This is a genomic window from Petrotoga halophila DSM 16923 (assembly GCF_002924615.1).
The window spans coordinates 1-13,007 of sequence record NZ_JALY01000129.1; the positions used below are offsets into that span (position 1 = coordinate 1).

12 protein-coding genes are annotated in these 13,007 nt (G+C 29.7%); all 12 read left to right on the forward strand.

Features of this window, described 5'->3' with window-relative positions:
• The first annotated feature begins 341 nt into the window (after positions 1-341).
• The 12 genes from AA81_RS05985 to AA81_RS06040 all read left to right on the forward strand — a co-directional run bounded on the left by AA81_RS05985 (position 342) and on the right by AA81_RS06040 (position 12,966).
• On the forward strand, positions 342-992 hold the full coding sequence (locus AA81_RS05985; RefSeq protein ID WP_103898527.1) for a CpsB/CapC family capsule biosynthesis tyrosine phosphatase: 651 nt from the start codon (positions 342-344) through the stop codon (positions 990-992).
• Positions 993-1,080: 88 nt separating this feature from the next.
• Complete coding sequence (locus tag AA81_RS05990) at positions 1,081-2,361, forward strand: exopolysaccharide biosynthesis polyprenyl glycosylphosphotransferase (protein WP_103898528.1); 1,281 nt, start codon at positions 1,081-1,083, stop codon at positions 2,359-2,361.
• A complete protein-coding gene (locus AA81_RS05995) occupies positions 2,362-3,441 on the forward strand; it encodes a glycosyltransferase (RefSeq protein ID WP_103898529.1) in 1,080 nt (359 codons plus the stop codon).
• Between the two features lie 436 nt (positions 3,442-3,877).
• A complete protein-coding gene (locus AA81_RS06000; RefSeq protein ID WP_169999629.1) occupies positions 3,878-4,732 on the forward strand; it encodes an O-antigen ligase family protein in 855 nt (284 codons plus the stop codon).
• Positions 4,733-4,801: 69 nt separating this feature from the next.
• Positions 4,802-4,999, forward strand: a complete 198-nt coding sequence (locus tag AA81_RS14875) for a transposase (protein WP_103898531.1) — start codon at positions 4,802-4,804, stop codon at positions 4,997-4,999.
• A 69-nt stretch (positions 5,000-5,068) separates the two neighbouring features.
• Complete coding sequence (locus AA81_RS06010) at positions 5,069-6,151, forward strand: glycosyltransferase family 4 protein (protein ID WP_103898532.1); 1,083 nt, start codon at positions 5,069-5,071, stop codon at positions 6,149-6,151.
• Between the two features lie 110 nt (positions 6,152-6,261).
• Positions 6,262-7,488: an O-antigen polymerase gene (locus AA81_RS06015; RefSeq protein ID WP_169999631.1), complete on the forward strand. Its 1,227-nt coding sequence runs from the start codon at positions 6,262-6,264 to the stop codon at positions 7,486-7,488.
• 53 nt (positions 7,489-7,541) lie between these two features.
• Positions 7,542-8,615, forward strand: a complete 1,074-nt coding sequence (locus AA81_RS06020) for a glycosyltransferase (protein WP_103898534.1) — start codon at positions 7,542-7,544, stop codon at positions 8,613-8,615.
• Positions 8,616-8,639: 24 nt separating this feature from the next.
• A complete protein-coding gene (wecB, locus tag AA81_RS06025; protein ID WP_103898535.1) occupies positions 8,640-9,701 on the forward strand; it encodes a non-hydrolyzing UDP-N-acetylglucosamine 2-epimerase in 1,062 nt (353 codons plus the stop codon).
• 67 nt (positions 9,702-9,768) lie between these two features.
• On the forward strand, positions 9,769-10,266 hold the full coding sequence (locus AA81_RS06030; protein WP_103898536.1) for a winged helix-turn-helix transcriptional regulator: 498 nt from the start codon (positions 9,769-9,771) through the stop codon (positions 10,264-10,266).
• A 44-nt stretch (positions 10,267-10,310) separates the two neighbouring features.
• Positions 10,311-11,522 (forward strand): glycosyltransferase family 4 protein, encoded by a 1,212-nt coding sequence (locus AA81_RS06035; RefSeq protein ID WP_103898537.1) that lies wholly within the window; start codon positions 10,311-10,313, stop codon positions 11,520-11,522.
• A complete protein-coding gene (locus AA81_RS06040; protein ID WP_103898538.1) occupies positions 11,515-12,966 on the forward strand; it encodes a lipopolysaccharide biosynthesis protein in 1,452 nt (483 codons plus the stop codon). Before AA81_RS06035 ends, AA81_RS06040 begins: the two co-directional genes overlap by 8 nt.
• The last annotated feature ends 41 nt before the right edge of the window (positions 12,967-13,007 follow it).

The window sequence follows — 13,007 nt, forward strand, 5'->3', positions numbered from 1 at the left end:
CCTCACGGGTGGGCAGCGGGGGGAAGGGCGCTAACAAAGATACTTTTCCTCATGGGTGGGCAGCGGGGGAAGGGCGCTAACAAAAACTAAGCATAGCTTACATAAAAACCACAAAAATTAATTCACAAAAAATCTGCTTTTAAAAAGGGTCACAGGGCGGAGCCCTCCCCCCGGGTTTAAGGGACCGTAGGTCCCTCTTCCACGTGGGCGTTAGATAAAACAGCATCATCCTCAATGAAAATGTAATGAAATTATAATAAAAATTTTGTTTTTATAAAAAATTGTGTTATAATTTCAGCGTTTCTTAATTCCATGAGAATATCTCAGGGGAGGGGCTCCCTATGTATATCGACATCAACACCCATCTTTTACCCAATGTTGATAATGGATCACAAACTCTTGAAGAAACGTTAAGAGTATTAAACAATTACAAACAACACGATATAACTCATGTTATCTTTACACTGCACATAAACCATCCAACCATAAAAACAGACATAACAAAAATAAAAGAAAAATACGCAGAGGTAAAAAAGACAATTGAATACAACACCGGTGTAAAAACCTATTTAGCCTCCGAATTATACCTCACTCCACAATATACCGAATTCATTCCCTTCAACGACCACTTTGTGTTTATAACCCTACCAACACAAAAATTTCCATTATTTCTCCTCGACTCAATCTTTCAATTACAGTTGGATGGATACGATATCGTACTACTACAAGTTGAAAAATACGGCTGGCTTTTCGAAATGAAAGAAGTCCTTCACAGGTTAAGAGAAATAAACGTTCATTTCTGTTTGAGCTTTAACGGCTTAAACTCAAAAGCGGCGAAATACTATATTAAAAGAAATTGGATCGATTTTCTGGCAACGAACAACAAAGCCAGCAACAACGAAAAAGAATTCAACCTAAACTTGTTCAAAAAATACTCTTACATAACTGAAAAGGCTTTTGACATCTTGAACATAAGCAATGTACCAGAATAAAACAATTTTTAATATTTGTTTAATATTTAATCGTTAAGATAATGTTATAATAAATCCTGAAAAACCTAACAGGGGGTTTGACTCGAAGATGCGAAAAGCAGCGGTTCACTTATTAGACATAGCGCTCATATTCATTATGAACGCATTCTTATTGAACCTACCAATAGCCATCTCAACAATCTCATCACTAATAATATACCTTGGAATCTACTCCTTTAGAGTCTACGACACCCAAACAATGAAAAGCTACACAGAATCCTTAATAAAAACAACGGTAGGAACTCTCATCAGTTTCATACTCATTTTAATTCTTTACTTCTTTCTCAACAAATACTTCAATAGATACTTTTTCCTGTATAACCTACTATTTACAATAATCATTCTACCTATTTTACATAAAATAGAATACAAAATATACGAAAAAAGCATGCCTGTAAAAAACTACCTTGTAATAGGAAAACAAGAAGAAATAGGCCACATAATGCAAGAAATCTCAGAAAAAACACTACACAAAATCAGGTTTACCCAATACATAAACCCAAATCCAACAACCCTAGATAAAATAATAAAACAAAACGGTCAAACCACTTCCCACATAATCCACGGCATAGTAATAACAGACCCAGAACTAGAAAAATCAGTAAAACCACAAATACAAAACTACAAAGAAGAAGGCATGGATATAGAATATCTCCCAAATATGGCAGAAAAATACCTAAATCGCATACCAATAGAAGTAGCTCAAAAATTCAAAGAATACTACGAGGTTATTTTTAATAATGTAACTGAACATCCTTCAAAAAGATTCCTTGATATAATAATATCGTCTATCGCTTTAGCCATACTCTCTCCCGTTATATTGATCCTTTCTATTATAATACTCATAGAAGACGGCAAACCAGTAGTATATAAACAACAAAGAATAGGATTAAAAGAAGAAAAATTCACAATGCATAAATTCAGAAGTATGAAAAATAGAACCGATCAAAACGAAGTAAAATTTGCGACAGACGAACAAGACAGAATCCTCAAAATAGGTAAAATAATCAGACCAATAAGACTTGACGAGATACTACAATTCTATGATATATTAATAGGTAAAATGTCTTTTGTAGGCCCAAGGCCAGAACAAATCCAGTTAGTTGAAGAATACAACGAACTTATACCTTTCTACTGGGCAAGACACAAATTAAAACCAGGCCTAACAGGTTGGGCACAAATCATGTATAAATACTCAGCTTCTTTAGAAGAAACAAAAATGAAACTAAGCTATGACCTTTACTACATAAAAAACAGAGACATATTCCTTGATTTAAACATTATTATCAAAACTATAGAAGCAGTATTTTGGAGAAGAGGAGCGGTGTAGGTGGGAAAAGAAATAAAAGTATTGCAAATTATAACCAAGGCGGAATGGGCTGGGGCACAAAGAGTAGTGTATGAAATATGCAAGATGGCGAAACAATATAATAATATAAATATGGAAGTTGCTACTGGTGAAAATGGTATATTAGTTGATAAATTAGAAAAAGATTTAGGGATAAAAGTACATGTATTAAAAAAATTGGTTCATCCCATTAACCCATTTATCGATTATAAGGGATATAAAGAAATTAAAAGACTAATTAAAGAAAATAATTATGATGCAGTTCATTGCCATTCTACAAAAGCTGGGATCTTAGGTAGATTGGCTGCAAATAAACTAGGAGTAAAAAAAGTGATTTACACCGTTCATGGCTATTGGCCAATTCTACAGTATGAAGGAATAAAAAGAAAAATAGCTATTTTTTTAGAAAGATATCTTGCAAATAAAACTACGGATTTGGTGTTAATTTCAAAAAGTGATATAGAATTAAGTAAAAGGATGAAAATAGGAAATGAAAAAAAATATAGACTTATTTACAATAAAATAACTGTTGAAAAAGATAAAATAGGAAAGGGTGTGTTAAGGAAGGAGTTAGATGTAGACAACAATATAAAAATTATAGGAAATGTTTCGAGAGTTGATGACCCAAAAAATCCTTTTCTTTTCATTGATATAGCTAATGAATACTTAAAGAATAACAATAATGTCGTTTTTGTATGGGTTGGAGATGGAAATTTAATACAAGAAGCAAAAAATTATGCTGAAAAGCTGAATTTAAAGGAAAAAGTTAAATTCATAGGATTTCGACAAAACGGTATCGAATATATGAAGGATTTTGATTTACTTTTATTGACCTCAAGCTGGGAGGGTGTACCCATTACAATTTTAGAAGCCATTGAACTTAAAATACCAATACTGTCAACTGATGTTGGAGGAATACAAGAAATCATTGGAAAGGATTCTGTTTTTGAAACACCAAAAAATATTTCTGAGTTAATTGATAAAAAACTAAATTCGCATGAAATAATTGAATATAATTACGATAATTTTGTAGATTATATAAAATTGTATGGTATTGATTAGATTGAAAAATATCATGGGGGGGAAATACAGATTTGTATCTTCAAAAAGCAGTAATTACTACTAAAAATATTTCTGAAATTAATAAAAAAGAATTAAGAAAAATAAGAATAATATCAATTTACGCCTTTTTGTCTGGCTTTGTTTTTTTTTTGAGCCATCTTTTGCAGAAATATTTTTTATTTTAACCGTTCCTCTTCTACTTTTCTCTATTAAATTTGATTATAAAACTACAATATTTACAACTATTTTACTCATTTCGGTAACTACAAGTTTTCTTAGAGGTAATTCAATAGGCTGATTCAACCTTAACTATACAATTAGATACACGGTTATAGATTTTTACTTAATCCTTTTATTTTTAGTATTTATATCAGTTATAAAACAAATAAAGAATAAAAATTCTTTAATAAATTCGCTGATGAGATGGTGGACACTCTTGGCATTTATTAACATTTTCACCCGTTTTTTTACAATTGTAACAGGAGTAACAAATTTGGGAGGGGCTAGTGTAATTTCTTTTGGAATAAGGTTCCAAGGATTTTTTAAAGATTCGAACGTTTTAGGACCTTTTCTAACTATACCCGCAGTTTTTTGGTTTGAAAAATATTTAAAAAGTCAAAGAAAAAGCATTTTATATTTATTTATCTCGATAATTTTGATGTTAGGAGTAGTAATGACTTTTTCAAGAGCCGCATGGTTAAATATATTTTTTGCTATTTTTATCTTACTTTTACTTAATGTTAGAAAAATAAATGTAAAAAAATATTTTAGGATGATTAGTTTTGTATTTTTGATTATGTTATTATTAGCTTTACTAATGATTTCTGATGTTGAAATTTTCGGATATCGATTAGGTGATTTCTTTCTAAATAGATTAGGATTACAAAGCTATGATCAAGATCGATTCGAAGCTCAAAAAGCTTTTATTAAAGGAATTGAAAAAGCTCCATTTTTTGGTATTGGTCCTGGTAATTATTCCTTGCTTTCACAAGGTTACGCTACACATATCTTATATCTTAGAATGTTCGGAGAAAAAGGTATATTTGGGTTCTTTCTTTTACTTGTAATAATTTTAGTTAGTTTAAAAAATTTTTGGAAAATACGAAAGTCATATGCATTTTTATTTGCGGGATTTATGGGGACTGTTATTAATTCTCTTTTTATTGATTCGTGGCATTGGAGACATCTTTGGATTTTGTTCACAATTGGATTTTCTTTGACAAATATAGAAACTCAGAAATATATTATAAAGACTTTTTTTCCAAAAAGAGTGGGTAGAAAAAATAAATGATGACTAAAATGTAAAAAATCTGGTATCATCTTCTATGAAACAAATCAAAAAACGATGAGGTGATAGTGGATAAGAAATGAACTATCAAAATTCTTTGAAGAGATACTCTTATTACACATAAAAACAAATATAACTAACGGCAAAATAGAAGGCATGAACTCTAAACTAAGAGGTTTTACTAAAAGAGCTTTTGGATTTAAAACATCAAAGAATTTAAAAATAACTATCTTTATCGCTTTGGGTAAACTTAATTTAACTCCAGCTTAATTACCCACTCTATTCGTGAGAAAAGTACAAAACATCTAAAGTAGTCAGATAGGAGGAGTAAATGTAAAAATGATTCTCATTAATGGAAAATTTCTTCAGCAACAATTAACAGGGGTACAAAGAGTAGCAAATGAAATAGTCTTGGAGTTAGATAATTATAATTTAAATGAAGACATATTTATTATTACACCAAACAATAAGGGTAGCTTGAAACATAGGCCAAAATATAAAAATATTAAATTAATAGAAGTAGGTAATCTGAATCCTTTTTGGGAACAAAAGGAACTATTTTTATATTATTTAAAACAAAAAAGTGATGCAGTTTTATTTTCGTTCTCGGGTGGTTTTCCCATAATGGTTTCACAAGGAATTTATTTCCTTCATGATATTAATTTTAAAGTTAATCCATCTTTTTTTTCTAAAAAATATAGAATTTACCACAATTTAATTGTGAAAAGTTTAAAGAAGAAAAATGAGATATATATTGTAACAAATTCTAATTTTTCAAAAAGGGAAATATTAAGACATTATGATTTTCCTCCTGATAAAATCACAGTTGTCCCTCTTGGTTATGAACATTTTTCTAATATAGTACCCAATTTTGATGTGTTAGACAAGATGCATTTAAAGCAAAAATCTTTTTATTTAACCATAGCAACTCTAAATAAAAATAAAAATTTAGAGATAATATTAAAAGCAGCAAAATATTTAAAGGAAGAAAAATTTGTAGTTGTAGGGAAAAGACCTGAAAAAAAGGTTTTTGGAAATGAGAATACTTTTATTGATGACTTAACCACTTTAAAAAATGTTATCTATACTGGTTATATTGATGATTCTTCATTAGCTGCATTATATAAGAGCGCTAAAGCATTAATTTTTCCATCTTTTTATGAAGGTTTTGGACTACCTGCATTAGAAGCTATTTATTTTAAAACTCCATTGTTACTTTCTGATATACCTGTTTTCAGGGAAATTTTTGATAATATAGCCACTTTTTTTAATCCTTCAAATCCTGAAAGTTTAGTTGAAATTATAAAAAATGAGAAGAACCATTCCCTTAATTTGGATGAAAGAGAAAGGATATTAAAGCAATATACATGGAAAAATTGTGCTAAGGAAATATTAAAAATATACTTTTCTAATTTTAAATAGATTTTTTGTATTGTTCTTTATAATTATTTTTAAATGAGATGATTAATTTTATAGGTATTTTTTATTATATAACTGACAAGATTCTGAAATTTTGGAGGCATGGTAATAACATGAAGGGGCAAAGACTTATTTCTCCATTATTTATAATTCCAATATTATTTAGTTTAGTTTTTTTAGTTTGGATAATTTTTTTCCCACAATTTAAAAACGAAGTTCCAGGATTAGCCACTGTTCCTTTTTATTTGAGTGCTTCTTCGCTTTTTAAATATGTAGTTTTATTTTGTGTTTTTTATTTTTTCATATTATTTGGATCTTCATTTCAATGGTATGTAACCAACAATAAAAATTTAGAATATAATAACGAAAAAGGAAAACTAAGGTATTCTACATTTAAAAATAAAAGTTTTATAAACTATTTATTTTTTGTTTTATTTGTAATTGTTTTTTTACTGGAGATGTATTCGTTAATTGTTATGTTTCAAAATTACAATTTATCCACATTGGTATCGAAAGGGTTTCAGCAAGTTGCATATATAACCTTACAAGATGAAGAAAATATTTGGAGAACATTTTATAATCTTCTACCTATTGTTTCTGCTTTTTACTTCAGGGGATTTTTTCTTGAGCAGAGAAATAAAAAAAACAAAATTATTACATTTTTGATTTTTTTAATCAGCATTAGGCTCTTTTTTTCAGCGGCTAGACAAATCACTTTAATAATATGCTTGATTTTTTTTCTTTATTTTGTTAAATATAAAATTCAGAATAAAATATCGGTAATGAAACTCTTATTAATATTGTTATTATTATTTTTTTTAATAATCTTTAGTGAACTTTTTAGGTTTGGTGTATGGAATTCATCAACAAAAAACATCTCACTATTTTCTATAGCAAACATTAACGATGTAACCAAATATATTATGGTTGCATATATTGGTAAAAATGTAAATAACGCAATGATTTTTTTAGATAGTAAACCAACTTATTCTATGAATTATGCAGGAAGTGGGCTATTTGACCCTATAATTAACTTTTTAGGGCCGAAAGACTTTATCCCTATTCATGATATTGGCCCTCATGGTACAGTTGATTTTATAGGTTTGCTTTGGGTTGGATGGGGATGGTTTTCTATAATTGTGTTAGCTTTATTAGGTTTCTTGATAGGTTTTGCGTATAAGAGATTTATTTTATTTAATACTTTAAGAAGTGACCTTTTATATGCAATTATTTTTCCGGGGATTATATCTATTATTAGGATAAACTACTTCTTTCTCAATTTATTTATATATAGTTTTATTTTGTATATAATAATTGATTTTCTTTTGGATATAAAATAATATTTAAATATACAGACTTACTTCATTCAAATAGCAAAAAGGAGAAAAAAATCATGAAGAAGATTTTAGTGGCATCGTCCTTGCCATACTCCCAATCTAACAGAGGAATTGATATTATTACTGAGGCATTAATAGATATGAATATGGATGTAACGCATCTCACTTTCCCATCTAAAGAGACATTTTTAAAAGACAATAAGAATTTCACACAATTAGGTATTAAAGGTAGGAAAATAGCATATTATGAAAGAATAATGAAGAATTTCCCGAAAAATATTACTCAATATTTCATTAACCAAACTATTAAACCACTAAAAAATTTCAATTTTTCAGATTATGATTATATAATATTAGAATCTGGCAAACCTATTTTTTTAATAGATTTAATCCCTGATAAAGTACCAATTATTTATAGGCAATCTGATTCTGTAAAATATATACTAAGCAGAAACAAATTGTTTCAAAGCTATGAAGAAAAAATCATTGACAAGGCATATAAAATAATTGTTGTACGAGAAATCTTTAAGAATTTGTTAAATGATAAGTACAAGGAAAAAACCTTTGTTATTCCTAATGGCTTTAATATACCTGATGATTATGAAGACTATAATCCTTTTCGTACAAATAACAATATCATTTATTTAGGTTATACAACTATTGACTTTAAAACAGTTTATTATATATGCAAAAATAATCCTGAAATACATATTCACATTATTGGTAGACCGCTAGTAAAAAAGCAAATCAATAAATTAAAACGAAAGTTTTCTAATTTTCATTATTATGGGACTATGAATGCCATTCAATATAATAAATATCTAAAATATTCAGATCTGGCTATCGTACCTTATAAAAAGGATAAAAAATTAGAGTTTATTGGTCTAAACAGTAAATATTTAAATTTTATGTATTTTAAACTCCCTATAGTTTCTTATAAAGTTGGCCAGTTAGATGAATTTAATGGTTCGAAGGTTTTTTTTGTTGAAACCAAAAGAGAATTTTCAATTAAAATTAAAGAGAATATAGGTAAAAAAATTGATTATTCCGAGTCTATAGATTTTAAAAGTCTTTCAAAAAAAGAACTTATAAAAAAATATCAAAGCTTATTTTTAGAAATCTTTTGTTAAAGTATAATATAGGAGATTAAAATTATGAAACTAATCAGTTTAATAGGTGCTCGTCCTCAAATAATTAAAGAAGCGATCTTAAATCAAGAATTTGAGAGAGAAGGAATTGAAGAAATCCTAGTTCATTCTGGACAACATTATGACTTTAATATGTCCGATGTATTTTTCAAAGTTTTAAATATAAAAAAAGCTGATTACAATTTAGGAATAGGTTCAGGAACACATGCAGAAATGACTGGTAAAACAATGATAGAATTTGAAAAGGTAGTACTAAAAGAACGCCCTGATATTATATTAGTGTATGGAGATACAAACACCACCTTAGCTGGGGCATTAGTTGGCTCAAAGTTAAAGATCCCAGTTGCGCATGTAGAAGCAGGTATAAGGCAAGAACCAAAAGACATGCCCGAAGAGATAAACAGAGTACTAACAGACCATGTATCTAAGTACTTATTCTGTCCTTCTAAATTAGCTACTAATAACCTAAAAAAAGAAAACATCACAGAAGGAGTATATTTTACAGGAGATATAATGTATGATCTTTTTTTAAAGATGAAACCATACTTTGATGAAACGATTATCAACAAATTCATCTTAGAAGAAAATAAATATGTAGTAACCACAATACACAGAGACTTCAACACAGATAACAAATCAAATTTAAAAGCTATATTAAAAGAGTTAAACAAAATATCAAAAGAGATAAAAGTTGTATTTCCTATACATCCAAGAACAAAGAAACGAATAGAAGAATTTGATTTAAAACAATACACAAAAAACATCTTAATGATAGAACCTCTTGATTATTTAAGTATGATGGGGCTAGTTCAAAAAAGCCTTTTTGTTATAACAGACAGTGGAGGATTACAAAAAGAAGCGTACTTTGCAGGAAAAAGAGCGATAGTTGTTATGCCAGACACAGGCTGGAGAGAGTTAACTCAAGCAGGTTGGAATGTACTAAGTGAACCTGATAAAATTAAAAATAAGATGGATTATTTAATGAACAACAAAATAGTTTCAAATGTAGAAAATATATACGGAAATGGAAAAACAGGGGAAAAAATAGTAAAATTACTAAACATTTGACAAATACTAAAATAATTGCTATAATCTTTTCACATTGTTCAAAGATTGAACGAAGGGGTTGAATATCATGCAAGATAATGAGATACACATTTTAGAAGAATTAGAAAAGAATTCTAATATAACTCAAAGAGATCTTTCAGAAAAAACAGGGTTATCTTTGGGAATGGTGAATATACTTTTAAAAAAGTTCATTAAAAAAGGATTTGTTAAATTGGAAAGGTTGAACAACAAGAGTTTCAGGTACATATTAACCCCAGAAGGATTCAAAGAAAAAAGTAAAAAGACAATAGAGTATATGAAAATATACTATAGAAGAACATTGTTGATAAAACAAAACATAGAAAGAATAATACAAACATATGGAAGAAATAAAACTTATGTTCTATTTGGGAAAGATAAAGAAATGAAGGAAATAATAGAAGGGATATTGAAAGAGTTGAGGGTTAAATACATAACAGAAAACAATGTTGAAAAAATAGAAAATACAAACGTTGTACTATACTGGAATGTTGAAGATAAAACAAAGCTTGAAGGGTTAAAGTGTGAGTTTTTGATGTATTCTTAATTTTCCAATATTAAAACCGTAATTATATTTGGAGTTGATAAATAGTGAAGGTTCTGTTCCTAACAAATTTGTTTCCATTTCCTCATAATCCTACAGGTGGAATTTTTATAACAAATAGACTTAAAACTCTACAAAGTTTTGATATGAATTTTGATGTTTATGGTATAACTTCTAAAGATAAATTTGGAGTAAAACTTTTAAAAAAGATTTTATCTAAACCAAGTGTAAATGCTACTGATTCTTTTCTTAAAGTCAATGGTGTAAAATACAGATATACAGCTTTTAGTAGAAGTGTAATCGACATTTTTAATTCAAGAGTATTAAAGAAAAGTAATCAAATTAAAGATTCAAAAGAAGTTGCAGAGGATCTATTCTATAAAATCAAGGGTAATGACTTCGATATAATTCACGCACATGGGATGTATAACCAACCAGCTGGGTTAGTCGCTAAAATATTATCTGAAAAGTTAAATATTCCATATGTAGTTACATGCCATGGTAACGATATAAACTTACTAATGCCTAAGGCAAAAGAATTGTATGTAGATGTTTTAGAAAATGCTGCAAGTGTTATTTTTGTAAGTAATGCCCTATTGAATAAAGCTAAATCATTTGGATATGCGGGTGAGAATTCTGTTGTTATTCCCAACGGAATTGAACCAGATATCTTTAAACCCTTGGATAAAGAAAAGATAAAAGAAGAACTGGGGTTATATAAAAAGGTTATCGGGTTTGTAGGGAATCTTGTTAATGTGAAAAGAGCAGATAAATTGCCCGATATTTTTTCTTATATATCTTCAATCTACGATGTTGAGTTTTTAGTTGTTGGAGATGGTGAATTAAGAAAAGGTATTGAAAATGAATGTAAAAAAAGAAAGTTGCAGGTTAAATTTGTTGGAAGTGTCTCTCATGAAGAGGTGCCTTATTATATGGGCGCTATGGATGTTATGATTCTTCCAAGTAGGAATGAAGGATGGCCATGTGTTGTATTGGAAGCACAGGGGTGTGGGGTGGCTGTTGTTGGTAGCAGCAACGGGGGTATACCTGAGGCAATTGGAGATGGGGGAATAGTTGTAGAAGATGGACAAGATTTTGAAAAAAGGTTTGCTGAATCGGTTGTAAAATTATTGGAAAATCCAATTGATGAAAGTTATTTAAGAAAAAGGGCTTTGGGGTTTTCGTGGGAGAACATTGTAGAAAAGGAAATAGAGGTTTATAACGAAGTCTTAAATCGATTTGGAGGAAGTAATGCCTAAAGAGAGAGAATTTATTAAATCTTTTTTTCAATTTTCAATGGGTCAATGGATAGCTGCTTTGATTTCTTTCATCACTACCCCTATTACCACTTGGCTTATTATCCCAGAGGAGTTTGGTAAGGCATCAATGTTCACTTTAGCTTTCAATTTACTTCTCAACGTTGCACTTCTTGGAGCGGATCAGAGCTTTGTTAGGATGTTTTATGAAAGACCTGAGGATAAGAGAAGGGATTTGCTTTGGGATTCTTTACTGCCGAGTTTGAGTATAGGCATTGTGGTTTTTGTTGTAATCGGTATTTTTTGGAGAGAGCTGTCTTTCGTTCTTTTTGGAGATTATAATCATTTTCTTCCAATTTTTTTGTTGGGAGTTACTATATTAGTTGGTATTTTAGAGAGATTTTCTACATTGGCTGTTCGGATGAAAAAAAGAGGCATCGCCTTTTCTACGTTGAGGATAGTGAACGGAGTAACAAATGCGGTTTTTACGATTTTATACGCCTTATTTGTTTCAAGAAGCTTTTATGCAGTTATTGTTGGTTTGTTTTTTTCTCATATAGTTACCGCTTTATTAGCGATCTTTTTTGAAAGAGAATTGTGGTTTGGTAAGTTCAAGGTTAATTTTAGATCGATAAAAGCAATTGTTAGATATGGGCTTCCTTTTGTTCCTACTTTTCTAATTACTTGGCTTTTTCAATCGATAGATAGGTTGGCGTTAAGAAATTATTCTGATTTCACGGAGATAGGTTTGTATTCTGCTGCTTTCAAAGTGGTTGCAGTGATGAATTTAATTCAAGTGGGGTTTACTATGTTTTGGACTCCCGTTTCTTATGAAAGTTATGAGAAAGAGCCAGAGAGTAAGGGGATTTTTGAGAAGACTTCTGTGTTTATAGCTGCTACGATGTTTGTGTTTGGATTGCTTATAGTTGTGTTTAAAGATGTGATTTTTTTGCTTTTAGAAAGCTCTTATAGGCAAGCTTCTGGGATTAGCTCTTTTTTGATTTTGATGCCTATTATGTATACTGTTTCTGAAACGACGGTTGTTGGTATCAATTTTAAGAAAAAAACATATTGGCATATGTTGATAGCAAGTGTGGCAGCAGGGGTTAACGTGTTCGGGAATTTGATGCTTGTTCCTGTATATGGTGCAAAGGGTGCAGCATTTTCTACAGGGGTGTCGTATATAGTTTTCTTTTGTATGAGGACGTTTATATCTAGGAGTTTGTTCCCTGTTAATTACCATTTGGGTAAATTTTTTATTAGTACGTTTGTTTTTGTGATCGTTGCTTTTATAAACACTTTTGTTATTAATATGGTTTTTCAGGTTGTGTCTGCAGTTTTGGGTTTGATTGTTGTGATGTTTGTGTATAGAGATCAGGTGAAATATGTGTTTGATTTGGGGGTTGATTTGATGAGGGAAGTGAAGGAGAGGGTTGCTAGCAGGTGAGAAATTAGCGCCCTTCCCCCGCTGCCCACCCATAAGGAAAA

What these genes read in the sequence shown, in the direction of transcription:
- AA81_RS05985 (WP_103898527.1), top strand. Translation starts at nt 342, where the DNA reads ATGTATATCGACATCAACACCCATCTTTTACCCAATGTTGATAATGGA.
- AA81_RS05990 (WP_103898528.1), top strand. Translation starts at nt 1,081, where the DNA reads ATGCGAAAAGCAGCGGTTCACTTATTAGACATAGCGCTCATATTCATT.
- AA81_RS06010 (WP_103898532.1), top strand. Translation starts at nt 5,069, where the DNA reads ATGATTCTCATTAATGGAAAATTTCTTCAGCAACAATTAACAGGGGTA.
- AA81_RS06015 (WP_169999631.1), top strand. Translation starts at nt 6,262, where the DNA reads ATGAAGGGGCAAAGACTTATTTCTCCATTATTTATAATTCCAATATTA.
- AA81_RS06020 (WP_103898534.1), top strand. Translation starts at nt 7,542, where the DNA reads ATGAAGAAGATTTTAGTGGCATCGTCCTTGCCATACTCCCAATCTAAC.
- wecB (WP_103898535.1), top strand. Translation starts at nt 8,640, where the DNA reads ATGAAACTAATCAGTTTAATAGGTGCTCGTCCTCAAATAATTAAAGAA.
- AA81_RS06030 (WP_103898536.1), top strand. Translation starts at nt 9,769, where the DNA reads ATGCAAGATAATGAGATACACATTTTAGAAGAATTAGAAAAGAATTCT.
- AA81_RS06040 (WP_103898538.1), top strand. Translation starts at nt 11,515, where the DNA reads ATGCCTAAAGAGAGAGAATTTATTAAATCTTTTTTTCAATTTTCAATG.